Source organism: Pseudomonas sp. Xaverov 259, from assembly GCF_019352915.1.
GTDB lineage: Bacteria > Pseudomonadota > Gammaproteobacteria > Pseudomonadales > Pseudomonadaceae > Aquipseudomonas.
The window spans coordinates 1,015,023-1,039,911 of sequence record NZ_JAAAFV010000057.1 but is presented as its reverse complement, the minus strand read 5'-3'; the positions used below and the strand labels follow the sequence as shown (position 1 = coordinate 1,039,911).

Here is a 24,889-nt window from a genome sequence, read left to right as displayed (position 1 = left end):
TCCACAGCGAATGTCGCTATTTTATTTGCCGTGCAACACTGGCGGCTTTGCGGCGTCTAACGCCCACAATTACCCAGGAGTTACTCGATGAATGCTCGTCTGCTTGGTTTGGCCATGGTTGTTGGATTGACGCTGCCCGTGGCGGCTCAGGCGCAGATGCTGGCGCCGGGCTTGTGGGAATTGACCACCAGCAATATGAAAGTCGATAACCAGGACTTGCCGGACCTGTCGCTGATCCTCGGTCAGCTCAAGCAACAGATGACCCCTGAGCAGCGTGCGATGCTGGAAAAACAGGGCATCACCATGGCCGGTAAAGGCGTGCAGGTATGCCTGACGCCTGCCCAGGTCGCCTCTGATTCGATCCCGCTGACCGACCCGCAATCGGGCTGCAAGCAAGAAGTGACCGACAAGACCGGCAACCAATGGAAATTCCGTTTCAGCTGCCCGAAAGCCCAGGGCACTGGCGTTGCAACCTTCCAGAGCCAGCAGGAATTCACCACCACCGTTAACGGTACGTTCAACGCCACCGGCGTCCAGCAGAAGGGCAGCCTGGACACCCACGCCCAGTGGTTGGGCAACGATTGCGGTATGGTAAAACCCCGCGCTTAACGCAGAAAATGCAGGGGCAAACCCTGGCAGCTGTCGACCACCTGGCCGTTGTGCCACGCCAAGTGGCCGGACACCAGCGTGGTGCTCACGCTGTGGCGGAAGCTGCGTTCGGCAAAGGGTGTCCAACCGCAGCGGGCGAGGATCGGCTGGCTGCTTACCGGTTTGCCTTCGGGCTCGGGTTTGATCAGTACCAGGTCGGCCCAATAGCCTTCACGCAAGTAACCACGGTCCGGGATGGCGAATAAATCGGCCACCCGATGACTGGTTTTTGCCACCAGCGTGGTCAGGGGCAAATGCCCGTCGATGACCAATTCCAATAACGCCGGCAACGCGTGCTGCACCAGCGGCAACCCGGAAGGCGCCTCCCGATAGCCCAACTGTTTTTGCGCCCAGGTATGCGGCGCATGGTCGGTGCCGATTACATCCAGGCGATCACTCAACAAGGCCAGGCGCAATGCGTCGCGGTCGGCGCGGGTCTTGATCGCCGGGTTGCATTTGATCTGGTGGCCGAGGCGATGATAGTCACGGTCATCGAACAGCAAGTGGTGCAGGCAGACTTCGGCGGTAATGCGCTTTTCGGCCAAGGGCGTGTCTTCGAACAACGCCAGTTCGCGGGCGCTGGTCAGGTGCAGCACATGCAGGCGCGTGCCATGGCGCTTGGCCAATTCCACGGCAAAAGACGACGAGCGATAACAGGCTTCGGCATCGCGGATCAGCGGGTGGGCGACGGCTGGTATCTGCTCGCCGAAACGCTCGCGCAGGCGTTGCTCGTTGGCCAGGATGCTCGGCGTGTGTTCGCAGTGGGCCAGCAGGATGGTCGGTACTTCGGCAAACAGCCGCTCCAGAATCCGTGGGTCGTCCACCAGCATATTGCCGGTGGAGGCGCCCATGAACACTTTGACCCCGGCCACTTCACGCGGGTCCAGGGCGGCAACGATGTCGAGGTTGTCGTTGCTTACGCCGAAGTGAAAGCCGTAGTTGGCCACCGAGTGCAACGCGGCGCGGCGCTTTTTATCGGCCAGCGCTTCCAGATTCAAAGTGGCGGGGTTGGTGTTGGGCATGTCCATGAAACTGGTGATGCCACCGGCCACTGCTGCGCGGGATTCGCTGTAGAAACTGCCTTTGTCCGGCGCGCCAGGTTCGCGAAAGTGCACTTGGTCATCGATCATGCCCGGCAGCAGCCATTGGCCTTGGGCGTCGATTTCCACTGGCTCGTTGTAGCCTTCAAGGCTGCCGGCGATCTTTTCGATACGGCCGTTGGCGACCAGCACATCGGCGTCAAATTCCAGGCCTTCATTGACCAGGCGGGCGTTGCGGATCAGCAGGCGGCTCATGGTTCAGAACTCGTTTTGCAGGGCTTTGTAACCACGCACAAGGTCGACGTTGGTACGCGCGACGTCTTCGGAAAACTCCGAGGCGCTGACACTCACCGGCGGGAATTGCGACAGGTCGGTATTGGGGCCGATGCGGGTGGTGGAGGGCACGTAAAAGGCGGCGGGCAAGTCGCGGCCGTCGACCACCGAGTTGTGGCGCACCACGCAACCATCGCCGACGGCGCAGTTGAACAGCACGCTATTGAAACCGATGAACACGCGGTCGCCGACGGTACACGGGCCGTGGACGATGGAGCGATGTGCGATAGACGTGAACTCTCCAATTGTCACCGCCGCGCCGGATTTGGAGTGGATCACCACGCCGTCCTGGATGTTGGAATTGGCGCCGATGGTGATCGGGTCCATGTCGCCGGTGGCGTCGACTTCGTCGGCGCGGATCACGGCGTAGGGGCCGACGAACACGTTCTCGCCAATGATGACCTTGCCGCAGATGATCGCGGTCTTGTCGACGTAGGCCGACTCGGCAATCACCGGCAGATCGCCGGAAGGGTTCTTGCGGATCATGCAACAGGCTCCGTGATGATGTGGACGTGGTTGCCATCGATGGCGTTGTAGAAGCAAGTCGGCCGCCCGGTGTGGCACGCCGGGCCTTGCTGGTCGACGATCAGCAGCACGGCGTCGCCGTCGCAGTCCAGGCGTGCCTCGATCAACTGTTGCCAGTGGCCGGAGCTTTCGCCTTTGCGCCACAGTTGCTGGCGTGAGCGCGACCAGTAGCAGACTTGCCCAGTGGCCAGGGTTTCGCTGAGCGCCTGGCGGTTCATCCAGGCCAGCATCAGCACTTCGCCGCTGCGGTGTTGTTGGGCGATGGCGGCAATCAGGCCATCGCTGTTCCACGGCAGGGCGTCGAGCACGGATTCGAGTGGAAAGCGGCTGCCAAGGGCAGCCTCTTCCAGGTCGAGCATGCTCAGTGTCATGGCTTGCTCAGGGCGGCGCACAAGGTGTTGAGGTTGTACTCGAACAGCCCGGTAAAGGTGCTGGCCGGGCCTTCGGCGGCGAGGGCGTCGGAGTACAGCGTTCCGCCGATCTGCGCGCCGCTTTCGTCCGCGATCTGCTTGAGCAGGCGCGAGTCCTTGATGTTTTCCATGAACACGGCTTTGACCTTGTCCTTGCGGATCTGGGTGATCAGCGCAGCGACTTCGGCGGCCGATGGTTCGCGTTCGGTCGATAGGCCTTGCGGTGCCAGGAACTGGATACCGTAGGCCTGGCCGAGGTAACCAAAGGCGTCATGGGAGGTGACGATGCGACGGTTGCCGGCTGGCAGTGCGCCGAACTTGGTTTTGGCTTCGGCTAGCAAACGGTAGATTTCTTTCAGGTAGGTCTGGCTGTTACGCAGATAGTCAGCCTTGTTGGCCGGGTCGGCAGCTACCAGTGCCTTGGTGATGTTGTTCACATAGATTTCGGCGTTGGCCAGGTTGTGCCAGGCGTGCGGGTCCGGGATGGTTTCGCCGTCTTCTTCCATGGTGTGGGAGATCACGCCCTTGCTGGCGGTGACCACGGTAGCCTTGGTTTCGGTGCTGGTGACCAGGCGGTCCAGCCAGGGTTCGAAGCCCAGGCCATTCTTGATGATGACCTTGGCCTTGAGCAGCGCCTTGGCATCGTCCGGCGTCGGCTCATAGGTGTGGGCGTCGGAGTCCGGGCCGACCATATTGCTGATCTGGATGTGGTCGCCACCAATCTGGTGGGTGATGTCATCGAGAATGCTGAAGCTGGTGACTACTTGGAGTTTGTCGGCAGCCTGGGCCATCGACAAGGGCAGCAGAAGACTGAACAGCACGAGTAAAGCGCGCATCGGGAAACACCTCATTGGGATGTAAGAGAGGGCGGGCGGCGCAGCAAGCCGTGCACCGGGCCGAAAACCACGGACAGCAAATACCCGCCGCCAGCCACCAGCACGATGGCCGGGCCGCTGGGCAGTGAGTAGTAGAACGACAGCAGCAAACCAAACCACACCGACAGGCATCCCAGCACCGCCGATACCGCAATCAATACCGGCAGGCGCCGGCTCCAGAAACGTGAAGCAATCGCCGGCAACATCATCAAACCCACCACCATCAACGCGCCGATGGCCTGGAAGCCGATCACCAGGTTCAACACCACCAGGGTCAGGAACAACCCGTGGGCGAGTGGGCCAAGACGGCTGACGGTTTGCAGGAACAGCGGGTCAAGGGTGTCCAGCAGCAGCGGTTTGTAGATCAGCCCCATGGCGATCAGGCTGAAACCCGAGACCCAGAGCATGCCTGTGAGGGTGGTTTCATCCACCGCCAGGGCGGAGCCGAACAGCAGGTGCAAGAGGTCCAGACGCTTGCCGGCGATGCCCAGGATCAGCACACCCGCGGCGAGCGAGATCGGGTAGATTGCGGCGAGGCTGGCGTCTTCGCGCAGACCGGTGCGGCGGGTGATCCACGCCGACAACCCGGCCATGCTCAGCCCGGCGCCGAGGCCGCCGATGGTCAGCGCAGGCAGGCTGATACCGGCGAACCAGAAGCCCAGTGCGGCGCCGGGCAGGATGCCGTGGGCAACGGCATCACCGATCAGGCTCATGCGCCGTAGGATCAGGAACACACCCAGCGGCGCGGTGCTGCACGCAAGCACCAGCCCGCCGATGAGGGCGCGGCGCATGAAGACGAAATCTTGAAACGGCATCCACAAGTGGGCGGCGAAGTGCATCAGGCCACCTGCATGTGCGGTTGCGGGCGGATCAGTTCTTTACTGGGTCCGAATACGCAGCCAGAGCTTTTGATTTGCACCACTTGCTGAGTGTGGTGGCGCACAGAAGCCAGATCGTGACACACGATCACCACCGTGCGGCCTTCATCGTGCCAGGCGTGTACATGTTTCCAGCACAGCGCCTGGCCTTCTTCGTCGAGGGCGGCGTGGGGTTCGTCGAGTAGCAACACTGGCGCTTCAGCCAGGCTCATGCGCGCCAGCAGCGCGCGTTGCAGTTCGCCGCCAGACAACGCCATCAACGGTCGATGTTCCAGGCCGGTGAGGCACCAGTCTTCCAGCACGGCTTGCAGACGCTGGCTGCGTTGTTCCGGGGTGAGTTTGGTGCCCCAGAAACCGGCGGCCACCAACTCTTGCAGGCTGATTGGAAACTGCCGGTCCAGGTGTTGCTGCTGCGGCAGGAATGACAAACCGCCACGACGTGGAACATCCACGCTGACGTTGCCCGCCAACGGTTTTTGCAGCCCGGCAATGACTTTGAGCAGGCTGCTCTTGCCCGTGCCGTTGGCGCCAATGATGCCGGTGAGGCTGCCTTTTTCCAGGCGCAGATCCAGCGCTGGGGTGAGCGGTTGCCCGGGTGCGCCCCAGCGCAAAGCGTTGCAGGTGATCATGCAGAGTCTCTCGTCCAGCGGCTTTCAGCCACGGCATCGTGCGCGTGCAGGCTTTCGGCGTGGATCACTTTCAGGTGGAAGGCTTTGACGGCATCCGAGCGTTTCAAGGCGAGGTTCAAGCGGCGAGCAGCGTCTTCGCAGAACATCAGGTTCTGCCCATTAGCCAAGGCGAAGGCTTGTTCGTCCGCGCGTTTTACAGCGGTTTGTACGGCGGTGCCGAGGGCGGCTTCGACGTTGTCGATCAAGTCTGTGAGCGGCAGGGTGTTGTGGCTGGCGTCCAGCTGGATCGACAGCTGGGCGCTGCTGCGCTGGCTGTGAGGCGTGGCCACGATGCCGTTGGCGCTGCCGAGCCAGGTCAAAACGTCCTCGTGCTGCAACGGCGTGTTGCCGAAGTCTTGGAGAAATTGCTGCTGAATCAACTGCCTGGCGAGCGCGGCCGAGCAAGGGCAAGTTGAGGAATAAGTAACGTCAATTTTTAGTTCCACGTGGAACATCTGGTTTTCCAGACGCGCTTCGATGCACACCGGGTAGCCTTTCCAACCGGCCAGCGGGCTGACTAAGGCCGGGCGTTTGAGTAACAAATCCGTGTGAATACGCAAGTAGGCGTTCTTAGATAATCCTTCATGACTCTCGAGAAAACGCTGCAGTACATTACGCAGAAGTGCAGGTGTAAGAAGCTGCTGGTCGAGCATTTCCAAAGCCAGGTACAGGCGCGACATATGAATGCCACGGGCCTCGCCATCGTCCAGGCTTACGCCAGCATCGGCGGTGGCAGCCAGGCGTTGGCCGTCGATGAGGATTGGCAGGGCGATGCCGCACATGCCCACCCAGTCGAGTGGCAAGGCTTGCCGTGAAGCCTGCGCGGCGATATCCGGCAGAGTCAGCGCGTTCATGAGCAGGTCCATCGTTGGAAATAAAAAGACATGTTATATTATAACGATTAAGTCGACGATGATTTTTCTGCTCCAGTCTTTCTTCAGTCATGTCGAGCAGGGACGCTCCTTTATTTGCGGTGTTTTTTCATGCACAGACGTCAGCTTCTCAATCTGCTGCTGGTCAGCCCTCTGTTCACCTTTCCATTGGGGGCGTTCGCCACACAGATTCGTAATGCGCGCTTGTGGCGCTCCGACGACAAACTGCGGCTGGTGTTCGACCTCAGCGGCCCGGTGCAATACAAGACCTTCTCCCTGACGTCGCCGGAGCGCGTGATCATCGACCTGAGCGGCGCCGGGCTCAGTGGTGATTTTTCGCAGTTGGCACTGAAGAACAGTGGGATTACTTCGATTCGTTCGGGGCATTTCGGCAAGAGCGATACGCGCATCGTGCTGGACCTGGCCTCGCCGATGCAGCTCAACAGCTTTCTATTGCCGCCACAGGATGGCCAAGGCCATCGGCTGGTGCTCGACCTGACCAACGCCACCCACGCGCCGCGCCAGATTGCTGCTGAGCCGGCGCCATTAGTCGCGCCAGTCGACAAGGCGCATCCCAAGCGCGACATCATTGTGGTGGTCGACCCCGGCCACGGCGGCAAAGACCCTGGCGCCATCGGCTCCAAGGGCCAGCGCGAAAAAGACGTGGTGTTGTCCATCGCCCAACTGCTGGCCAAACGCTTGAAGCGCGAGAAGGGCTTTGACGTGAAGCTGGTGCGCAACGATGACTTCTTCGTGCCGCTGCGCAAGCGCGTGGACATCGCCCGTCAGCACAAGGCCGATATGTTTATCTCGGTGCATGCCGACGCCGCGCCACGGCTCACCGCATCCGGCGCTTCGGTGTATGCGTTGTCGGAGGGCGGCGCCACCTCCGCCACCGCGCGCTTTATGGCGCAGCGCGAAAACGGCGCCGACCTGCTGGGCGCCACTACCTTGCTTAACCTCAAGGACAAAGACCCGATGCTCGCCGGGGTGATTCTCGATATGTCGATGAACGCCACCATCGCCTCCAGCCTGCAACTGGGCAGCTCGGTGCTGGGCAGCCTGCAAAGCATCACCACGCTGCACCAGAAGCGCGTGGAGCAAGCCGGGTTCGCGGTGCTCAAATCACCCGACGTGCCGTCGATCCTGGTGGAAACCGGGTTTATCTCCAACACCCAGGACGCCCAGCGGCTGGTGACGGCGCGTCATCAACAAGCCGTGGCGGATGGCCTGTTCGACGGCCTGAAAAAATACTTCGAGAAGAACCCGCCGATGAACAGCTACATGGCCTGGGTTCAGGAACAGAAGAGCGGCCAGGTCTAACAGCCAGCTATACGGCTGCACGTGAACTTGGCGCTGGCGCCACCCGAACTGGAAAACCGGTTGATGGTGGTCCAGCCCACGCGGCGCGTGTAGCCGACCCACGCCTCACCATCGGACGCCAACCCGGTTAAGAACGTCAGTTGCCCGTAGCGGCTGCTGGTCTGTGCCCAATAGCGTTTGCCGATCACTTCAAAACCGCGCAAATACGTGGTGCTGCCAACCGTCGCCACGCTGTAGGCGTTGCCCAGCGGGTCTACACAGGCCAGCAAGTTGGCGCTGCGCGTGCAGTTCGCCAGCAGGCTCGGCGTTTGCGCGCAGGCAGTTCCTGCCACGCCCAATAACAGGGCACACACCAGGGTTTTCATAGTGCCTCTCTGGCAAGAAAGTGTTCCAGCATTGCGCCCTTCGTCGTGGCGAGCAAGCGGGGATTGGCTTATTTGTATTGTTATACTATAACATTAAAGCACAGCCTGACCCGTGAACCGCTTTCCATGACTGAACAAGACCTTCTGGCCCAACCGCCCGCCGATTACATGAATGACGCTCAGCAAGGTTTCTTCCGAACACTGTTGCTGACCCAGCGCGACGAATTGCAGGCGCGTATCGAGGCCGAATTTTTGCTGCTGCGCGAGCAGGAAACCAACAGCGATCTGGCCGACATCGGCAGCGCCGAAGAACAGCGCCAATGGCAGCTGCGCCTGCTGGAGCGCGAAAAAAAGCTCTTGGACAAGATCGACGACGCCCTCGAGCTGCTGGCCCGCGGCGAATACGGCTGGTGCCGCGAAACCGGCGAGCCCATCGGCCTGCAACGCCTGCTGCTGCGTCCCACCGCCACCCTGTGTATCGAAGCCAAAGAACGTGAAGAGCTGCGCGAACGCCATAAACGGGCGATTTGACCGGCCAACCCTGATGAGGACTACCTGATGACCAATCGCCTTCCCGTTACCGTGCTGTCCGGCTTCCTCGGCGCCGGTAAAAGCACGCTGCTCAACTACGTCCTGCGCAACCGCGAAAACCTGCGGGTGGCGGTGATCGTCAACGACATGAGTGAAATCAATATCGACGGCAGCGAGGTGCAGCGCGACGTCACCCTGAATCGCTCCGAAGAAAAATTGGTGGAGATGAGCAACGGCTGCATCTGCTGCACCTTGCGTGAAGACTTGCTGGAAGAAGTCACAAAGCTCGCCAAGGAAGGTCGCTTCGATTACCTGTTGATCGAGTCCACCGGCATTTCCGAGCCGCTGCCCGTGGCCGAAACCTTCACGTTTCGTGATGAAAACGAGCAAAGCCTGGCCGATATCGCGCGCCTGGACACCATGGTCACCGTGGTCGACGGCATGAACTTCCTGCTCGATTACCAAGCTGCCGAAAGCCTTGCTTCCCGCGGTGAAACCTTGGGCGAAGACGACGAGCGCTCCATCACCGATTTGCTGATCGAGCAGATCGAATTCGCCGACGTGATCCTGATCAGCAAGATCGACCTGATCAGCAGCCGCGAACGGGAGGAGTTGATGGCCATCCTTGAGCGCCTCAATGCGCAGGCGGAAATTATCCCGATGGTGATGGGCGAAGTGCCGCTGAACAAGATCCTCAACACCGGCCGCTTCGACTTCGAACGCGCAGCGCAGGCACCGGGCTGGCTGCAGGAGTTGCGCGGTGAGCACGTGCCGGAAACTGAAGAATATGGCATCGCCTCCACCGCTTACCGCGCGCGTCGCCCGTTTCACCCGCAACGCTTCTTCGACTTTATCGACCGCCCTTGGGTGAACGGCAAACTGCTGCGCTCCAAAGGCTTTTTCTGGCTGGCGAGCAAGCATCAGGATGCGGGCAGTTGGTCCCAGGCCGGCGGCTTGATGCGCCATGGCTTTGCCGGGCGCTGGTGGCGTTTCGTACCGAAAAGCCAGTGGCCGCAAGACGAAGAAAGCGTGGCGGCGATCATGGGCAACTGGCAATTGAGCACCGGCGACTGCCGCCAGGAACTGGTGTTTATCGGGCAGAACATCGACTTCGCGCAGATGCGCGCCGAGCTGGACGCGTGCCTGCTTAATGATGAAGAAATGGCCCTGGGCGTCGAAGGTTGGCGCCAGTTGGCCGACCCCTTTGGCCCTTGGTATGAGCAGGTAGCCTGATGCTGGCCCCGGTAATCCCCTTACGCCCGGTGATCCGGCAGACCCGTGGTGAAACCCCGCTGGCGCTGTCGGATATCCTCGAAAACGACGTCAACCTGGCGCTGTGGCAGCGCCAGTTGCCCCTGCATATCGCCGAATTCGGCGCGTTGCTGGTGGCGCTTAATGAGCCGTTGGCCGACTCCATGGTGATTGAACTCGACAACGAGGACGCTGAGCCCAATTTGCAGGGTTTAGCCTCCAGCTGCCGCGATCTTGAAGGCTACGAAGGCTTCATTGCCGATGTGTCCTGGCTGGTCAGCGCGTTTGCTTGCCTCCTCGGTGCCAAGAGGATTGGCGTGCGTTTGCGGCTGTTGGACAAGGCCATGTGCCCGCGTTTTCACGTCGACCATGTGCCGGTTCGACTGATCACCACCTACGCCGGGATCGGCAGCCAGTGGCTGCGCGAAGGCGTGATGGACCGGCGTAAACTCAGCCAGCCCGACGCGGAACCCACCGAGCGTATCGAGCAGGTCCACTGCGGCGAAGTGGCCTTGCTCAAGGGCACAAAATGGCACGGCAACGAGAACCATGGCTTGATCCATCGCTCACCCGCGCTCAAGGCCGACGAGCGCCGGTTGATCCTGACACTGGATTGGCTCGCATAAGCGCGTAGGATCAAACGCTCTACCCGGCCTGAATGAAGCCCCATGCTGCAGAACATTCCCACCCACGTGATTGCCGGGCCTTTGGGCGCCGGCAAGACCAGCCTGATCAGACACCTGCTGGCCCAACGCCCGGCTAACGAGCGCTGGGCCGTGTTGATCAATGAGTTCGGGCAAATCGGCCTGGACGCCGCATTACTCACCCAGGATGACGACGGCATTGCCCTGGGCGAAGTCGCCGGTGGCTGTTTGTGCTGTGTGAATGGTGCACCGTTCCAGGTAGGGCTTGGCCGCCTGTTGCGTAAGGCCAAGCCGGATCGGCTGTTTATCGAGCCCTCGGGCTTGGGGCATCCGGCGCAGTTGCTCAAGCAGTTGCGCGAGGCACCATGGCAGGGCGTACTCGCGGTTCAGCCGTGTGTGCTGGTATTGGATGCTCAAGCATTGGCAGCGGGCAAAGCATTGCCGCAGGCACAGCAGGAAGCGCTGGCCAGCGCCGGTTTGCTGGTGTTGAACAAAGATGAAGCGCTGGATGCCCCACAGCGCCAGGCCATAGAACAGCAACTGCCTGCTTGCCCGACCTACTGGACCCGCCAGGCGCAATTGCCGCTGACGCAATTGCCCGGCCTGAATGTACAGGCTGGCTCGGCTGTGGATAACTTCGAGGTGCCCAAAGGCCTGGCACAGATGCCAGCGATCTGGACGGATCCTGCGTTGCCCATTTGCTTGAGCCAGGCCCAAGAAGGTGGCTGGAGTATCGGTTGGCGCTGGCACCCGAGCCAGTCGTTCGACATTGCGCGCCTGCACAGCTGGCTGGCAGGCTTTGAATGGCGCCGTGCCAAGCTGGTTATCCACAGCGGCGATACCTGGGTGTCGGCTAACGCTGTGGATAATAGTCCACTCACCTGGCAACCCAGCGAGTGGCGCCGCGATTCACGTATTGAGTTGATTTTCAGCCAGCCACAGGACGTGGCTGGGCTACAGAGCGCGCTGGCCGCCTGCCGTCAGTGACGGTTCTTGCTGGCGTGGTCCTGGCGCCATTGACTCAGCTCGATGACTTCGGCGCTGGGCAGCGGCGTCTTGATCTCGAACGGGTAGGGCGCCAATTCGATCTGCGCGCTGTGGGCGCCGAACTGAGTAATAGTCCCAGGATGACGGGCTTCGCCGGTCACGGTGAACTCGAAGTTATAAATGCGCGCCAAGCGCCGCCGACCATTGGCATCTTTCACAAAACCGATGCGTTTGAGCGCCACCGCGCCGTCGAGCAGTTCGATATCCAGCTTGGCGCAATGCTGCTTGACCCGCTCCAGCGCCTTTTCGCGCAGGCCGTGGTTGTGCCACACCCAGGCGGCACCGGTCGCCAACAGCATCAACACGAAGATGTTTCCCAGGGTCAGCATGCGATGAACTCCAACAAAGTGAGAGCAGCTTAACTGTGTCTCTAGTCTGTCGTACAGGCTGCGTTTAGTCGCATACTGCGCGGCCAGAATTCAAACGGCTTTACGGAAATCTCCCGCATGAAACGCACACCTCATCTGCTTGCGATCCAGTCTCATGTGGTCTTTGGCCACGCCGGAAACAGCGCCGCCGTATTCCCCATGCAGCGGGTCGGGGTGAACGTCTGGCCGCTGAACACGGTGCAGTTCTCCAACCACACCCAGTATGGCCAGTGGGCGGGCGAAGTGCTGGCGCCGCAGCAAATTCCGGCGCTGGTAGAAGGCATTGCCGCGATTGGCGAGCTGGGCAACTGCGATGCGGTGCTGTCCGGCTACTTGGGCAGTGCCGACCAGGGCCGCGCGATTTTGACCGGCGTGGCACGTATCAAGGCCATCAACCCTAAAGCCCTGTACCTGTGCGACCCCGTCATGGGCCATCCGGAAAAAGGCTGCATCGTGCCCCAGGAAGTCAGCGATTTCCTGCTGGACGAGGCGGCGGCCATGGCGGATTTCCTGTGCCCCAACCAGCTTGAGCTGGATAGCTTCGCCGGGCGCAAGCCGCAATCGCTGTTCGATTGCCTGGCCATGGCCAAGGCGCTGCTGGCCCGTGGGCCGAAAGCGGTATTGGTCAAGCACTTGGATTACCCGGGCAAGCTGCCGGAGGGTTTCGAGATGCTGCTGGTCACAGCAGAAGGCAGCTGGCACTTGCGCCGGCCGTTGCTGGCGTTCCCGCGTCAGCCGGTGGGCGTGGGCGACCTGACGTCGGGGTTGTTCCTGGCGCGTGTGCTGTTGGGTGACAGCCTGTTGGCAGCCTTCGAATTCACCGCCGCAGCGGTGCATGAAGTGCTGCTGGAAACCCAGGCGTGTGCCAGTTACGAGCTGGAGTTGGTGCGGGCCCAGGATCGGATCGCGCATCCGCGCGTGCGCTTCGAAGCAACACCCATCGGCCTGTAAACACACAAAACCCAATGTGGGAGCTGGCTTGCCTGCGATGAGGGCCTGACAGTCGACATCTCTGCCGCCTGACACACCGCTATCGCAGGCAAGCCAGCTCCCACATTCGATTGGGTTTACAGCTCGAAACTTACGGCCCGTCGGCCTTGATTTCCTGGTAGCGCTTCTCCAGCTCCTGACGGATCTGCCGACGCTGTTGCGCCTGCACAAACCGGCGCTTGTCTTCGCTGTTCTGCGGCTGCAGCGGCGGGACGGCAGCGGGTTTGCGCTGGTCGTCCACGGCCACCATGGTGAAGAAGCAACTGTTGGTATGGCGCACCGAGCGCTCGCGGATGTTCTCTGTCACCACCTTGATGCCCACTTCCATCGACGTGTTGCCGGTGTAGTTGACCGAGGCCAGGAAGGTCACCAGCTCGCCGACATGGATCGGCTCGCGAAAAATCACCTGGTCAACCGACAGCGTCACCACATAACGGCCCGCGTAACGGCTCGCGCAGGCGTAGGCCACTTCGTCGAGGTACTTGAGCAGGGTGCCGCCGTGAACATTGCCTGAGAAGTTGGCCATGTCAGGGGTCATCAATACCGTCATCGACAGCTGGGCGTTTCCGGGTTCCATAGCACACTCACGGGTTGTAGGCATTGGTTGGGGGACACCTCTACGGGTGCTGGAATCTTTACAGCGCTCTCCCTAACGGGACGCCGATGGGCGGCTTGCCGTCACGCGAATGCCGATCTGTTTCCATATATTGCACCGGCTTTCTGCCGGAAGTCGCGGTGTTAACCTTCAAAAGCCCATCTCAGGGCATTTCTTACGATCAAGGCAGACTTTTCCTTCCGCGCTTCGCGACTGTTCAAGGGCGCGTGCGGAAGTGGGAAAAGCGCCAGTACCCTCAAGGAGCCCCTCGCCATGCACGCCATCAGCTTTATCCAGGACTTGGCCGTGATCATGCTGGTGGCAGGGGTTGTCACCATCCTGTTTCACCGTCTCAAGCAGCCGGTGGTGCTGGGGTATATCGTCGCCGGGTTCATCATTGGCCCTCATACGCCACCGTTCGGTTTGATCCACGACGAAGACACCATCAAGACCCTGGCTGAGTTGGGGGTGATCTTCCTGATGTTCTGCCTGGGCCTGGAGTTCAGCCTGCGCAAGTTGTTCAAGGTCGGCGCCACGGCGTTTATCGCGGCCTTCCTGGAAATCATCCTGATGATCTGGATCGGCTACGAGATCGGCCGCTGGTTTGACTGGAACACCATGGATTCGCTGTTCCTCGGCGCGATCCTGGCGATTTCCTCGACCACCATCATCGTCAAGGCACTCAATGACCTGAAGATGAAGAACCAGCGCTTTGCCCAACTGATTTTTGGCGTACTGATCGTTGAGGACATCCTGGGCATCGGCATCATCGCCTTGCTGTCGAGCATCGCGGTCAGCGGCACGGTGAGTTCCGGCGAGGTGTTCTCCACGGTCGGCAAGCTGTCGCTGTTCATGATTGTGGCGTTGGTGATCGGCATTTTGCTGGTGCCGCGTCTGCTGGCCTATGTGGCCAAGTTTGAAAGTAACGAGATGCTGCTGATCACCGTGCTGGGTCTGTGTTTCGGCTTTTGCCTGCTGGTGGTCAAGCTCGAATACAGCATGGTGCTGGGCGCCTTCCTGATCGGCGCGATCATGGCCGAGTCTCGCCAGTTAATTAAAATTGAGCGCCTGATCGAACCGGTTCGCGACATGTTCAGCGCAATTTTCTTTGTCGCCATTGGCTTGATGATCGACCCGCAGATCCTGCTGCAGTACGCCTGGCCAATCGCGGTGATTACCGTGGCGGTGGTGCTGGGCAAGATGCTGTCCTGCGGCCTGGGGGCGTTTATCGCCGGCAATGATGGCCGTACCTCACTGCGTGTGGGCATGGGGCTGTCACAGATTGGCGAGTTTTCCTTCATCATCGCCGCGCTCGGGATGACCTTGCAGGTGACCAGCGACTTCCTCTATCCGGTGGCGGTGGCAGTTTCGGCGATCACCACGCTGCTCACGCCGTACCTGATTCGTGGGGCTGACCCATTGTCGTTGAAGATCGCCGCGGTAATGCCCAAGCGCATGAGCCGGGTGTTCGGCATGTATGGCGAATGGTTGCGCAGCATTCAGCCTCAAGGTGAGGGCGCGATGCTGGCGTCGATGATTCGCAAGATCATCCTGCAAGTGGGCGTGAACCTGGCATTGGTGATCGCGATCTTTTTTGCCGGCAGTTTCTTCGCGGCGCGCATTGGCGGATATCTGCAAGGCTGGATCAGTGACCCCAGCTGGCAGAAGGCATTGATTTGGGGCGGAGCATTGCTGCTGTCGCTGCCGTTTCTGATTGCGGCGTACCGTAAGCTCAAGGCGCTGTCGATGTTGCTGGCGGAGATGAGTGTGAAACCGGAGATGGCCGGGCGGCATACTCAGCGTGTGCGACGGGTGATCGCCGAGGTGATCCCGGTCCTGTCGCTGCTGGTGATCTTCCTGCTATTGGCAGCCTTGTCGGCGAGTATTTTGCCCACCAACAAGCTGCTGGTGCTGATTGCCGTGGTCACGGCGGCGGTAGCCGCGGTGCTCTGGCGGTGGTTCATCCGCGTGCATACGCGGATGCAGGTCGCCTTGCTGGAGACCCTGGATAACCACAAAGATACGCCGGAGCACTAGAGGTCTGGCGGGGCTCAGCTTTCCAGCCAGACGTCCCGCGCCCAGTGCCACACCGATTCCCAGGTTTCTTCGGTGACCAGTTCTTCTTCGCCGGACCACAGCACCACGGTGCCGTCTTCTTCGACGCAGTAGTAGTCATCGCCGTCCTGGCAGATCGGGATCATGCTGCGGTCAACACCGGCGTCCCAGGCGTTGGCGGCAACGTCCGGCAGGTAGGTATGGGACTGCGGGTCGGTGACGGTCACCGGTTCCAGGCTGCCGTACACCACATCGCTGACAGTCAGCAGGAATTCACGGAAGACAAACGGGATGTCGATGAACAGTTGTTCCTCGATTTCCACAATCTGGTCTTCGTCAGGCAGCTCCAGAGGAACCGGGACCGGTTCGTTGGCTTCACGCAATTGTTCGATGATTTCTTCCACGGCCGGGATCCTCTTGCTAGTTGGCGCGGTTAATAGGGCGTTTTATACAGTAGCTCGCTATAAGTGCAACCGCGAAATAGAAAACCCCGGAACATGTCCGGGGTTTTTATTACCAAGTGCTCAAGCGTGCGGTTATCAGCCGTTCTGGCGGATACCGGCGACCAGCCAAGGCTGGTTCTCGCCTTGCGGGCGTTCCATGTTCCAGCTTTCGCTGAACACTTCGCCCTGGTCGAAGCGCGAGGTCTTCGACACACCGCTGAAGGTCAGGGTGGCGATGGTCTTGTCGGCGCGATCATCCACACCGTCCAGTTGCACGCGCAGGTCGTCGATGTAAGTCGACTGGAACGCATCACCGATCTCGGCGCGTTCGCGCTTGAGGAACTCCAGCAGTTGCGGGGTCACGAACTCGGCGATCTTGTCCATTTCGTTGGCGTCCCAGTGCTGCTGCAGGGACTGGAAGTGGCTGCGGGCCGCTTCGACGAAACGTTCTTCGTTGAACCAGGCCGGTGCATTGATCACCGGACGGGCGGCAGCAGGCGCGGCCGAACCACCGAAGATCGAGCCCATGGCTGGTTTTTGCTCGAACACTTCACGCTGCATCGGCGCGCCGGCTGGAGCCAGGTGCTCCTGCTGCTTGCGTCGACGGGCGGCGATAAAGCGGAAGATCACAAAGGCGATGACGGCCAGGATCAGGATGTCGAAGATCTGCATGCCCTGGAAACCGCCGCCCATGAACATGGAAGCGAGCAGGCCACCGGCAGCGATACCGGCCAGTGGGCCCAACCAGCGCGAAGCACCGCCGGCCTTGGCGGCAGCGCCAGCAGCACCTGCTGCGCCTGCGGTCGCGGCTGCGCCGCCCACGCCACCGGCGGAAGGAGCCATTTGGCTGGTCTGGTGAGTCGGCGCCGAGCCCATGCTTTTGCCGCCACCGAAGCGCTTGGCGTTGGCGTCGAGGCTCATCGTCAGGCCGATGCACAACGCCATGGCGATGCTAAGAAATCGTTTCATAAAGGGAATTCCCATTTGTGGATTGCACGCGCGCCATGTTGCACAGGTGTCGTGACAGTGGCTAGCGACATAATGTTTCGGGCTTTTGCGTAAGACCGATTCAGAATGGCCCGTAGGACTTATCTCAGATATTGGCCCGTACTGCATAAAAACAAGGGCACCACCGCAGATCGTTCCCACGCTCTGCGTGGGAACGCCGCTTGGGACGCTCCGCGTCCCGCTTTGAAGGAGTGACGCAGAGCGTCACTGGATGCATTCCCACGCGGAGCGTGGGAATGATCATGAAGCGCCCTCGTCAGACGGCTTCGAGCTTCGCGTAACCCATCATCAGCCACTTGCTGCCTTCGGCGAAGTTCACCTGCACCCGTGCCTGGGCGCCAGCGCCTTCGAAGTTGAGGATCACACCCTCGCCGAAGATCGCATGCTTGACCTGCTGGCCAAGGCTGAATGGGGTTTCCGGTATTTCGGAGCCGGCAAACATGCTGCTGGAGTTCTGCTGCTGGCCGCCGCCGAACGGTCGGCTGACGCTGTTGGACAAGCGCACTTCCTGGATCAGGCCCTTCGGCACTTCACGTACGAAGCGCGACACCTTGTTGTAGGTCTCGCTGCCGTAGAGGCGTCGGGTCTCGGCGTAGGTCATCACCAGGTTCTGCATGGCACGGGTGATGCCTACGTAGGCCAGGCGGCGTTCTTCCTCAAGGCGGCCGGGCTCTTCCAGGCTCATCTTGTGCGGGAACAGGCCTTCTTCCATGCCCACCAGGAACACATACGGAAATTCCAGGCCCTTGGCACTGTGCAAGGTCATCAGCTGGATGCTGTCTTCATGCTCATCGGCCTGGGTATCGCCGGCTTCCAGCGACGCGTGGCCCAGGAAGGCAGCGAGCGGCGTCAGCTCTTCATCTTCCTCGGTGTTTTCGAAGGCGCGGGCAGCGCTGACCAGTTCCTCAAGGTTTTCTACCCGGGCCTGGCCTTTTTCGCCTTTTTCCGCTTCGTGATAGGCGATCAGGCCGGACTGCTCGATCACCGTCTGGGTCATCAAGTGCAGCGGCATTTCCGCGCATTTGGCCGCCAGGTTCTCGATCAACTCGACAAACACGCCCAGCGCCCCGGCGGCGCGGCCGGTCAGGCCCTTGTTGGCGATCAGCAAGCGCATGGATTCCCACATCGACACATCGGCGTGGCGGGCGTGGTCGCGAATCGCTTCAACGGTTTTCTCACCGATGCCACGCGCCGGGATGTTGATCACCCGCTCCAGCGCCGCATCGTTGCCACGGCCTTCCAGCAAGCGCAGGTAGGCCATGGCGTTCTTGATTTCGGCACGCTCGAAGAAGCGCTGGCCGCCATAGATGCGGTACGGAATGCGCTCGCGCAGCAAAGCTTCTTCCAGCACCCGCGATTGGGCGTTGGAGCGGTACAGAATCGCGATATCGCTGCGCGCCAGGCCGGTTTTCAACGCGCTTTCGATGGTTTCCACCACGTAGCGTGCTTCGTCGTGTTCGTTGAACGCGGCGTACAGGTTGATCGCTTCGCCTTCGCCGCCGTCGGTCCACAACTCTTTGCCCATGCGCCCGGTGTTGTTGGCGATCAAGGCGTTGGCAGCCTTGAGGATGCCGGCGGTGGAGCGGTAGTTCTGTTCCAGACGGATGGTGATCGCGTCCGGGAAGTCGTCGGAATACTGGTAGATGTTCTCGATTTTCGCGCCGCGCCAGCCGTAGATCGACTGGTCGTCGTCGCCCACCACCATCAAGCTGTCGCCGCCCTTGGCCAGCAGGCGCAACCAGGCGTACTGCACGGCGTTGGTGTCCTGGAACTCGTCCACCAGAATGTGCCGGAAGCGTTTCTGGTAATGGGCCAGCAAGCCTGGGTTGTCGCGCCACAGGTCGAGGGCGCGCAGCAGCAGCTCCGAGAAGTCGATCACGCCGGCGCGCACGCAGGCGGCCTCGTAGGCTTCATAAATGCTGCGCATGGTGGCCAGGAACAAATCGCCACTGGCCTGGATATGCTGCGGGCGCAGGCCTTCGTCTTTCTGGCCGTTGATAAACCATTGCGCCTGACGCGCCGGCCAGCGTTGTTCATCCAGGCCCAGTTCGCGGATCACCCGCTTGACCAGGCGTTGCTGGTCATCGCTGTCGAGAATCTGGAAAGTCTGGGCCAGGCCTGCTTCCTGCCAGTGCGCCCGCAACAGGCGGTGCGCCAGGCCGTGGAAGGTGCCCACCCACATGCCGGCCGGGCTGATGCCCATCAACTGCTCGATGCGATGACGCATCTCGGCAGCGGCCTTGTTGGTGAAGGTCACCGACAAAATGGAATGCGGGGACGCGTTTTCGACCTGGATCAACCAGGCGATACGGTGCACCAGCACTCGGGTTTTACCGGAGCCAGCACCGGCCAGGACCAACTGACGGCCAACGGGGGCTGCGACAGCCTGGCGTTGGGCATCGTTGAGGGAGTTCAGCAAAAGGGAGAGATCATCGCGCATCGGCGCATTCTAGGGTGCTGCGGGGAGTCGGGCAAATCCCAATGCCGGGTGGTCGATGCAAAACATTCCGGGTGATCCTGGCCGCGCAAACATTCTGCTGGCGGTGATGACCGGTAAGTCATGGCCCACAGCCCGCGCAGGGTCTAGCTCATGCGCTTTGGCCACGAAGGTTGTGTGTAAAAACCATGTGGTTTTTATGACTTGGAGCAGTTTGGCCCAAGCGCTTGCTTGTGTATGCTCCGTCCACGTTTCGGGCTCACCATTATAAGAACACTGCCTATGACCCTCAGTCCCGACCTGTTTGGCCCCTCGGTGGCGCCCGCGCAGGTCATTCGTAAACATTACGCAACCGAGATGGCGGTCGAACGCACTCGCCTGTTGTATCAAGGCTCCTTGCTGCCGACGTTATTGATGCTGGTCAACGGCCTGGTCTGCGCCTGGTTGCTGTGGAACCCCAAGCAATACCTGTTGGACAGTATCTGGCTGGTCTGGCTGCTCGCCCTGGTGGCCCTGCGCGTGATCCAGGTGGCGGCGTTCGATTCGGCGATGCCCAGCCGCCAGGCCCTACCGATCTGGCGGCGCATGTTCATGCTCGGCTCGGCGGTCAGTGGCTTGACCCTGGCCACCGCCGCCATCGCCCTGGTGCCGGCGGACAGCTTTATGCAGCAGGCCTGGGTGTTCGGCCTGATCGGCGCCGCAACGCTGTCGGCCAGCGTGGCCTATGCCGTGAGTTTGCCGGCGTTCCTGTCCTTTGCGCTGCCGTGTCTGCTGCCGGCGATTGTCTATCTGTTCTGGAACGGCACTGCACAGCAACAAGGTTGGGGCGTGCTTGGCCTGATCCTGCTGGCCTCGTTGAGCCTGGTGGCCTGGCAGGTCAACCGCCTGATCCAGCGCGGCTTGTTGCGGCGCTTTCAGAACCAGGCGCTGATCGAGCATCTGCAGCAGGCGCAGCAACGCAGCGAGCAGTTGAATCAGGAACTGGTGCGCGAGGTCGGCCAACGTCGCCAGGTCGAACAGGAATTACGCGACGCCCAAATCGGCCTGCAAGACCGCGTGACACAACGCGGCCAGGAACTTGATGCCGCCAGCCTGGCGCTGAACAAAAGCGAAGCGCGCCTGGCCATGGCCCTGCAGGCCAGCGAGTTGGGCCTGTGGGACTGGAACCTGCAAACTGACGAGGTGCATCACACCCAGCTCAAAGAGTTGTTTGGCCTGGAGCCCGAATACGTCACGGCGATGCTCAGCCACCTCAAGCCGCGCCTGCACCCCGAAGACCTGCCGTTGCTCAAGCGTGCGCTGGTGGAGCACCTCAAAGGGCGCAGCGAGGATTACCAGGTGGAATACCGCGTGCGCCATGGCGACGGCCATTGGGTGTGGATCGAAGACCGGGGTCGTGCCGTGGAGCGCACGCCCAGCGGCCGCGTCACGCGGATGCTCGGCACTCGGCGCGACATCAGCGCCGACAAGGCCCTGGAGGAACAGCAACGCCTGGCCTCGACGGTGTTCGAGGCGGCCAGCGAAGGCATCGTGATTCTGGACCCCGAGTACGTGTTGATTGCGGTCAACCAAGCCTTCAGTCGCGTCACCGGCTTTGAAATCGATGACATGATCGGCCGCAATGTTGTGGAACTGCCCAGCAGCCGCGACGCCCGCCGCCACTTCCCGGTGATTCGCCAGGCACTGCTCAGCCATGGCACCTGGCAGGGCGAGTTGGTGGAAACGCGCAAGAACGGCGAGCTGTACCCGCAGTGGCTGCAATTGAATGTGGTGCGCGATGCTCGGGGAAAAGTCAGCCATATTGTAGGCTTCTTCGCCGATTTGTCCGCGCGGCGTGAATCCGAGGAGCGTATGCGCTACCTCACTCACTATGACGAACTGACGGGCCTGGCCAACCGTTCGCTGTTTCGCGAACGCCTGCGTGAGGCGCATACGCGGGTGCGCCAGGGCGGGCGCAGCCTGGCGCTGCTGCATATCAACCTGGACCGCTTCAAGCTGCTCAACGACAGCCTCGGCCATGAAGTCGCCGACCAACTTTTGCAGAAAATGGCCCGCCGTCTGATCAATGCCTTGCCCGAAGCCGACACCATCGCACGCCTGTCCGGTGATGAGTTTGCGGTGCTGTTCGATGCCTACGGCAGCCTGTCGAGCCTGGCACGGGTGGCCACGCGGCTGCTCGCCAAATTGCGGGTGCCGGTGACGGTGGAGGGGCATGAGCTGGTGGTCAGCGCCTCTATGGGCGTCAGTTTGCTGCCGGACAATGCGCGGGAAATTTCTGCGCTGGTCAGCCAATCCAACATGGCCATGCAGCACGCCAAGCATTTGGGCGGCAACAATTTCCAGTTCTATACCGACAGCCTGCAAGCCAGCACGCTGGAACGTTTGCAACTCGAAAACCACCTGCGCAAGGCCATCGACGAGCGCCAGCTCACGGTGTTCTATCAACCGAAACTGTGCCTGGCCACGGGCAAACTGAACGCCGTCGAGGCGCTGGTGCGTTGGGAGCATCCGCAGTGGGGCATGGTGCCGCCGGGGGACTTTATCGGCTTGGCCGAAGAGACCGGCCTGATCGTGCCGCTGGGCGAATTCGTGCTGCGCCAGGCTTGCTGGCAAGCGTGCGAATGGCAGCGCCAGGGGCTGGCGCCGATCCGCGTGTCGGTGAACCTTTCCGTGCATCAGCTGCGCCAGGGCAAGTTGGTCAGCCTGGTGCGCCAAGTGCTCGAAGAAACCGGCCTGGACCCGCAATACCTGGAGCTGGAGCTGACCGAAAGCCAACTGCTCGACAGCGTTGAGCACATCATCGCCACCTTCCAGCAACTGCGCGATCTGGGCGTTAAGCTGGCCATTGATGACTTCGGCACCGGGTATTCGTCCCTCAGCTACCTCAAGCGCATCCCGGTGGATTACGTGAAGATCGACCAGACGTTTATTCGCGGGCTTGGCCAGGGCCGGGAAGATGCGGCCATCACTCGCGCAATCATCGCCATGGCCCATGGGCTGGCGCTCAAGGTGGTGGCCGAAGGTGTGGAAGACCAGCAGCAGCTGGATTTCCTGCGCGGCGAACGCTGCGATGAAGTACAGGGTTACTTGATCAGTCGGCCGATGGCGGCGGAAGGGCTGGCGGATTTATTACGAAAAAATACCGACTTTCCTTAAAGACCGCCGCGCCGCCCCTGTGGCTACAAGGCGGCTGCCCGCTGATTCAAAGGGCATCAGGGCGATTTAGTGATGCATCGGGCGGGCAAAACGGTAATTCTTGTAGTATAACTACAAGCTTGCTACATCCCTGGCGTCTGCCAATAACAAGAGTCCTGCCCTTTGAACCTGTTGCAACATATCGCCCAGTCGCGCCACCTGTTACGCAAATCGGAACTCAAGGTTGCCGATCACGTGCTGCTTGACCCTGCGGCCGTGATGCACAGTTCCATGGCCGACCTGGCCCACAGTGTGGGTATCAGTGAGCCGACCATCGTGCGGTTTTGCCGCGCCATCGGTTGCTCCGGGTTCCAGGATTTGAAACTCAAGCTGGCGCAAAGCCTGGCGGCCGGTGCGAGCTTCGGGCAGTTTGCTATCCATGAAGACGACTCCGTCGCCGACTACAGCCTGAAAATCTTCGACACCACCTTGCACACGCTTATGGAAGTGCGCGAGAAACTCGACCCGGTGGAGTTGCAGAAGGCCGTGACCGCCATGTCCCAGGCCCAGCGCGTGGAGTTCTATGGTTTCGGTGCGTCCGGCGCGGTAGCGGCGGATGCCCAGCACAAATTCTTCCGCCTGCTGCTCACCGCAGCGGCCTACAGTGACCCGCACATGCAGGCGATGTCGGCGGTGACCTTGAAGCCGACCGACGTGGCCATCTGCATTTCCCAGTCCGGGCGCTCCAAAGACCTGCTGATCACCGCCAACCTGGTGCGTGAAAGCGGCGCGTCGTTGATCACCCTGTGCCCGAGCCAGACGCCGTTGGCGGAGCTGTCGACGGTCAACCTGGCGATCGACGTGCATGAAGACACTGAAATCTACACGCCGCTGACCTCGCGTATCGCCCACCTGGTGGTGATCGACGTGTTGGCGATGGGCGTGGCCATGGCGCGCGGGCCGAGCCTGGTCAACCACCTCAAGAGCGTGAAGCGCAGCTTGCGTAGCCTGCGGTTGTCACCCAAGTCGGTCAAAGCCCTCGACGACTAGTGGGGTTTTGATCGCTCCCACGCTCTGCGTGGGAGTGTCTCTTGCGACGCTCTGCGTCGCGGGACGCGGAGCGTCCAAGGCTGCATTCCCACGCAGAGCGTGGGAACGATCAGTTCAGAAGATTCATCGTCCTGTAACCCTCGCGCCGCCAAACCGTCATCCCTTGCGCCCATCCTGTACTCCCCGTACTCGCATTGGGAGACTCGAAATGGCCCGGCAATACGAAGACAGCAGCACCGTCAAAACCCGTCGTCAGCAAGAAGACCAGCGCCGCATGGCGTTCCGTCGTGCAATCGAAGACCGTTGCGAAGAGCGCCAATTGCTCCAGAGCATCAGTGACTACCCGGAACTCCACTGGCAGGCACCCGTGGCTGCCCAGCGAAACGCTCAGCCAGCGCGCTGATCTGTACGCGTTCGCTGCGGATAAAGCCCAGGAACGCATGGGCCACCGGTGACAGGCGCTTGGCTTTGGCTTGCACCAGGCACCAACTGCGGTACAGCGGCAGTTCTTCCACCGGCAGCTCCTTGAGCCCGCCGGTGGCCAGCTCCAGGTTGACTGCGTGGCGCGTCAGCAACGCCACGCCCAACCCTGCGCTGACGCACTCGCGCTGCGCCTCGGCCGAGGCCACTTCCACCGTCTGGGTGAAGTGCACGCGTTTTTCCTTGAAGTACTCCTCGCAGGCCAGTCGCGTGCCGGAACCTGGTTCGCGGATGAGCAGCGTGTAGGGTTCCAGGTCTTGAAGGCGCAGCGGCCCTTGCAGGCTCAGCGGGTGGTCGAGCGGCGCCACGGCAACAATCGGGTTATTCAGAAACGGCAGGAATTCCAGGCCCATGTCCTGGGGCACCATGGACATGATCACCAGGTCGTCGCGGTTGTCCGACAGCCTGCGAATCACTTGGGCGCGGTTGACCACCGTGAGGTGCAACTGTACCTCCGGGTGCTGGCGTTTGAAGGCGGCAAACAGGTGTGGCACGAAGTACTTGGCGCTGGATTCGATCGCCAGCTTCAGCTGGCCTTGCAGCGAACCTTGCATGTCCGACAGCTGCATATCGAGGTTTTCCAGGCGCCCGAAAATATCCCGGCTGGCCCGTTGCAAGGCTTCGGCTGCTTCAGTCATGTAGAGCTTTTTGCCGACGTAATCGAACAGCGGCTGGCCGATCAGCTCTTCAAGCTGGCGGATTTGCAGGCTGACGGCAGGTTGCGTGAGCGACATTTCCTCGGCCGCGCGGCTGTAGGACCGTAAATCACACACTTCATGGAAGATTTGCAGCTGACGTAATGTCAATCGCATCAATGACTTACGCATATTTATATCCTCTCGCCTCAAGCCGACCGGCTAACTATAAGTCTTTACTTATACACGACCCAATAATTATTGATTTTTGTTAATCCTCCGT

At 61.0% G+C, this 24,889-nt stretch carries 25 protein-coding genes; 11 read left to right on the top strand and 14 right to left on the bottom strand.

What is annotated here, in order from left to right:
- The first annotated feature begins 87 nt into the window (after positions 1-87).
- Entirely contained in the window at positions 88-609 is a 522-nt protein-coding gene (locus K0H48_RS27595) for a DUF3617 domain-containing protein (protein ID WP_219337485.1), read from the top strand.
- On the opposite strand, the gene K0H48_RS27590 is transcribed toward K0H48_RS27595, so the two are convergent.
- From K0H48_RS27590 to folE2, 7 genes are read right to left on the bottom strand one after another with little or no spacing between them, the layout of a single operon-like run.
- Entirely contained in the window at positions 606-1,943 is a 1,338-nt protein-coding gene (locus K0H48_RS27590; protein ID WP_219337484.1) for a dihydroorotase, read from the bottom strand. The two genes, K0H48_RS27595 and K0H48_RS27590, sit on opposite strands and share 4 nt — an antisense overlap.
- A 3-nt stretch (positions 1,944-1,946) precedes the next feature.
- Complete coding sequence (locus tag K0H48_RS27585; protein WP_017135756.1) at positions 1,947-2,507, bottom strand: DapH/DapD/GlmU-related protein; 561 nt, start codon at positions 2,505-2,507, stop codon at positions 1,947-1,949.
- Positions 2,504-2,917, bottom strand: a complete 414-nt coding sequence (gene hisI, locus K0H48_RS27580) for a phosphoribosyl-AMP cyclohydrolase (RefSeq protein ID WP_219337483.1) — start codon at positions 2,915-2,917, stop codon at positions 2,504-2,506. The genes K0H48_RS27585 and hisI overlap by 4 nt, the downstream gene beginning before the upstream one ends.
- Positions 2,914-3,792 carry a metal ABC transporter substrate-binding protein gene (locus tag K0H48_RS27575; protein WP_065932043.1) on the bottom strand — a complete coding sequence of 293 codons (879 nt, stop codon included), beginning with the start codon at positions 3,790-3,792 and terminating at the stop codon, positions 2,914-2,916. Before K0H48_RS27575 ends, hisI begins: the two co-directional genes overlap by 4 nt.
- A gap of 11 nt (positions 3,793-3,803) precedes the next feature.
- A complete protein-coding gene (locus K0H48_RS27570) occupies positions 3,804-4,670 on the bottom strand; it encodes a metal ABC transporter permease (protein ID WP_186617229.1) in 867 nt (288 codons plus the stop codon).
- Complete coding sequence (locus tag K0H48_RS27565) at positions 4,670-5,338, bottom strand: metal ABC transporter ATP-binding protein (protein WP_219337482.1); 669 nt, start codon at positions 5,336-5,338, stop codon at positions 4,670-4,672. The genes K0H48_RS27570 and K0H48_RS27565 overlap by 1 nt, the downstream gene beginning before the upstream one ends.
- The gene (gene folE2 / locus K0H48_RS27560; protein ID WP_219337481.1) at positions 5,335-6,231 is read right to left on the bottom strand and encodes a GTP cyclohydrolase FolE2; all 897 of its coding nucleotides are present in this window, start codon (positions 6,229-6,231) and stop codon (positions 5,335-5,337) included. Before folE2 ends, K0H48_RS27565 begins: the two co-directional genes overlap by 4 nt.
- A gap of 129 nt (positions 6,232-6,360) precedes the next feature.
- On the opposite strand from folE2, the gene K0H48_RS27555 reads away from it, so the two are divergent.
- Positions 6,361-7,572 (top strand): N-acetylmuramoyl-L-alanine amidase, encoded by a 1,212-nt coding sequence (locus tag K0H48_RS27555; protein ID WP_219337480.1) that lies wholly within the window; start codon positions 6,361-6,363, stop codon positions 7,570-7,572.
- Here K0H48_RS27555 and K0H48_RS27550 read toward each other — a convergent pair.
- The gene (locus K0H48_RS27550) at positions 7,569-7,937 is read right to left on the bottom strand and encodes a glutamine synthetase (protein ID WP_219337479.1); all 369 of its coding nucleotides are present in this window, start codon (positions 7,935-7,937) and stop codon (positions 7,569-7,571) included. The genes K0H48_RS27555 and K0H48_RS27550 overlap by 4 nt on opposite strands.
- Before the next feature lie 126 nt (positions 7,938-8,063).
- Here K0H48_RS27550 and dksA point away from each other — a divergent pair, with 126 nt between their 5' ends.
- From dksA to K0H48_RS27530, 4 genes are read left to right on the top strand one after another with little or no spacing between them, the layout of a single operon-like run.
- A complete protein-coding gene (gene dksA, locus K0H48_RS27545) occupies positions 8,064-8,468 on the top strand; it encodes an RNA polymerase-binding protein DksA (protein WP_056860912.1) in 405 nt (134 codons plus the stop codon).
- Between the two features lie 27 nt (positions 8,469-8,495).
- A complete protein-coding gene (zigA, locus tag K0H48_RS27540; RefSeq protein WP_058421083.1) occupies positions 8,496-9,701 on the top strand; it encodes a zinc metallochaperone GTPase ZigA in 1,206 nt (401 codons plus the stop codon).
- Complete coding sequence (locus K0H48_RS27535) at positions 9,701-10,345, top strand: DUF1826 domain-containing protein (RefSeq protein WP_219337478.1); 645 nt, start codon at positions 9,701-9,703, stop codon at positions 10,343-10,345. The genes zigA and K0H48_RS27535 overlap by 1 nt, the downstream gene beginning before the upstream one ends.
- 42 nt (positions 10,346-10,387) lie before the next feature.
- Positions 10,388-11,350 (top strand): GTP-binding protein, encoded by a 963-nt coding sequence (locus K0H48_RS27530; protein ID WP_219337477.1) that lies wholly within the window; start codon positions 10,388-10,390, stop codon positions 11,348-11,350.
- On the opposite strand, the gene K0H48_RS27525 is transcribed toward K0H48_RS27530, so the two are convergent.
- Positions 11,344-11,739, bottom strand: coding sequence for a DUF3301 domain-containing protein (locus K0H48_RS27525; RefSeq protein WP_219337476.1), 396 nt, complete (start codon positions 11,737-11,739; stop codon positions 11,344-11,346). The genes K0H48_RS27530 and K0H48_RS27525 overlap by 7 nt on opposite strands.
- Before the next feature lie 117 nt (positions 11,740-11,856).
- On the opposite strand from K0H48_RS27525, the gene pdxY reads away from it, so the two are divergent.
- Positions 11,857-12,729, top strand: coding sequence for a pyridoxal kinase PdxY (pdxY, locus tag K0H48_RS27520; protein WP_058421087.1), 873 nt, complete (start codon positions 11,857-11,859; stop codon positions 12,727-12,729).
- 130 nt (positions 12,730-12,859) lie between these two features.
- Here the strand turns inward: pdxY and K0H48_RS27515 are convergent, their stop codons facing one another.
- Entirely contained in the window at positions 12,860-13,345 is a 486-nt protein-coding gene (locus K0H48_RS27515; RefSeq protein WP_003213461.1) for an acyl-CoA thioesterase, read from the bottom strand.
- A gap of 291 nt (positions 13,346-13,636) precedes the next feature.
- On the opposite strand from K0H48_RS27515, the gene K0H48_RS27510 reads away from it, so the two are divergent.
- Entirely contained in the window at positions 13,637-15,400 is a 1,764-nt protein-coding gene (locus tag K0H48_RS27510) for a cation:proton antiporter (protein WP_138813239.1), read from the top strand.
- A gap of 14 nt (positions 15,401-15,414) precedes the next feature.
- Here the strand turns inward: K0H48_RS27510 and K0H48_RS27505 are convergent, their stop codons facing one another.
- The 3 genes from K0H48_RS27505 to uvrD form a co-directional block, all read right to left on the bottom strand.
- Positions 15,415-15,822 carry an SMI1/KNR4 family protein gene (locus tag K0H48_RS27505; RefSeq protein WP_017135771.1) on the bottom strand — a complete coding sequence of 136 codons (408 nt, stop codon included), beginning with the start codon at positions 15,820-15,822 and terminating at the stop codon, positions 15,415-15,417.
- A 135-nt stretch (positions 15,823-15,957) separates the two neighbouring features.
- On the bottom strand, positions 15,958-16,830 hold the full coding sequence (locus K0H48_RS27500; protein ID WP_058421089.1) for a Tim44 domain-containing protein: 873 nt from the start codon (positions 16,828-16,830) through the stop codon (positions 15,958-15,960).
- Positions 16,831-17,125: 295 nt separating this feature from the next.
- Positions 17,126-19,309 carry a DNA helicase II gene (gene uvrD / locus K0H48_RS27495; RefSeq protein ID WP_219337475.1) on the bottom strand — a complete coding sequence of 728 codons (2,184 nt, stop codon included), beginning with the start codon at positions 19,307-19,309 and terminating at the stop codon, positions 17,126-17,128.
- Between the two features lie 279 nt (positions 19,310-19,588).
- On the opposite strand from uvrD, the gene K0H48_RS27490 reads away from it, so the two are divergent.
- The 3 genes from K0H48_RS27490 to K0H48_RS30890 all read left to right on the top strand — a co-directional run bounded on the left by K0H48_RS27490 (position 19,589) and on the right by K0H48_RS30890 (position 23,894).
- The gene (locus tag K0H48_RS27490; RefSeq protein ID WP_219337474.1) at positions 19,589-22,462 is read left to right on the top strand and encodes an EAL domain-containing protein; all 2,874 of its coding nucleotides are present in this window, start codon (positions 19,589-19,591) and stop codon (positions 22,460-22,462) included.
- A gap of 162 nt (positions 22,463-22,624) precedes the next feature.
- Positions 22,625-23,491 carry a transcriptional regulator HexR gene (hexR, locus tag K0H48_RS27485; protein WP_003177007.1) on the top strand — a complete coding sequence of 289 codons (867 nt, stop codon included), beginning with the start codon at positions 22,625-22,627 and terminating at the stop codon, positions 23,489-23,491.
- Positions 23,492-23,699: 208 nt separating this feature from the next.
- Entirely contained in the window at positions 23,700-23,894 is a 195-nt protein-coding gene (locus K0H48_RS30890) for a PA3496 family putative envelope integrity protein (protein ID WP_257627111.1), read from the top strand.
- On the opposite strand, the gene K0H48_RS27480 is transcribed toward K0H48_RS30890, so the two are convergent.
- Positions 23,824-24,798, bottom strand: a complete 975-nt coding sequence (locus K0H48_RS27480; protein ID WP_219337473.1) for a LysR family transcriptional regulator — start codon at positions 24,796-24,798, stop codon at positions 23,824-23,826. The genes K0H48_RS30890 and K0H48_RS27480 overlap by 71 nt on opposite strands.
- Positions 24,799-24,889 lie beyond the last annotated feature (91 nt).

Coding starts and splice junctions, on each gene's coding strand:
- zigA (WP_058421083.1), top strand. CDS start 8,496: ATGACCAATCGCCTTCCCGTTACCGTGCTGTCCGGCTTCCTCGGCGCC.
- K0H48_RS27590 (WP_219337484.1), bottom strand. CDS start 1,943: ATGAGCCGCCTGCTGATCCGCAACGCCCGCCTGGTCAATGAAGGCCTG.
- K0H48_RS30890 (WP_257627111.1), top strand. CDS start 23,700: ATGGCCCGGCAATACGAAGACAGCAGCACCGTCAAAACCCGTCGTCAG.
- K0H48_RS27595 (WP_219337485.1), top strand. CDS start 88: ATGAATGCTCGTCTGCTTGGTTTGGCCATGGTTGTTGGATTGACGCTG.
- K0H48_RS27500 (WP_058421089.1), bottom strand. CDS start 16,830: ATGAAACGATTTCTTAGCATCGCCATGGCGTTGTGCATCGGCCTGACG.
- K0H48_RS27570 (WP_186617229.1), bottom strand. CDS start 4,670: ATGCACTTCGCCGCCCACTTGTGGATGCCGTTTCAAGATTTCGTCTTC.
- K0H48_RS27550 (WP_219337479.1), bottom strand. CDS start 7,937: ATGAAAACCCTGGTGTGTGCCCTGTTATTGGGCGTGGCAGGAACTGCC.
- K0H48_RS27530 (WP_219337477.1), top strand. CDS start 10,388: ATGCTGCAGAACATTCCCACCCACGTGATTGCCGGGCCTTTGGGCGCC.
- uvrD (WP_219337475.1), bottom strand. CDS start 19,309: ATGCGCGATGATCTCTCCCTTTTGCTGAACTCCCTCAACGATGCCCAA.
- K0H48_RS27565 (WP_219337482.1), bottom strand. CDS start 5,338: ATGATCACCTGCAACGCTTTGCGCTGGGGCGCACCCGGGCAACCGCTC.
- pdxY (WP_058421087.1), top strand. CDS start 11,857: ATGAAACGCACACCTCATCTGCTTGCGATCCAGTCTCATGTGGTCTTT.
- hisI (WP_219337483.1), bottom strand. CDS start 2,917: ATGACACTGAGCATGCTCGACCTGGAAGAGGCTGCCCTTGGCAGCCGC.
- K0H48_RS27575 (WP_065932043.1), bottom strand. CDS start 3,792: ATGCGCGCTTTACTCGTGCTGTTCAGTCTTCTGCTGCCCTTGTCGATG.
- dksA (WP_056860912.1), top strand. CDS start 8,064: ATGACTGAACAAGACCTTCTGGCCCAACCGCCCGCCGATTACATGAAT.
- K0H48_RS27525 (WP_219337476.1), bottom strand. CDS start 11,739: ATGCTGACCCTGGGAAACATCTTCGTGTTGATGCTGTTGGCGACCGGT.
- K0H48_RS27585 (WP_017135756.1), bottom strand. CDS start 2,507: ATGATCCGCAAGAACCCTTCCGGCGATCTGCCGGTGATTGCCGAGTCG.
- K0H48_RS27510 (WP_138813239.1), top strand. CDS start 13,637: ATGCACGCCATCAGCTTTATCCAGGACTTGGCCGTGATCATGCTGGTG.
- folE2 (WP_219337481.1), bottom strand. CDS start 6,231: ATGAACGCGCTGACTCTGCCGGATATCGCCGCGCAGGCTTCACGGCAA.
- K0H48_RS27535 (WP_219337478.1), top strand. CDS start 9,701: ATGCTGGCCCCGGTAATCCCCTTACGCCCGGTGATCCGGCAGACCCGT.
- K0H48_RS27480 (WP_219337473.1), bottom strand. CDS start 24,798: ATGCGTAAGTCATTGATGCGATTGACATTACGTCAGCTGCAAATCTTC.
- K0H48_RS27490 (WP_219337474.1), top strand. CDS start 19,589: ATGACCCTCAGTCCCGACCTGTTTGGCCCCTCGGTGGCGCCCGCGCAG.
- K0H48_RS27555 (WP_219337480.1), top strand. CDS start 6,361: ATGCACAGACGTCAGCTTCTCAATCTGCTGCTGGTCAGCCCTCTGTTC.
- K0H48_RS27515 (WP_003213461.1), bottom strand. CDS start 13,345: ATGGAACCCGGAAACGCCCAGCTGTCGATGACGGTATTGATGACCCCT.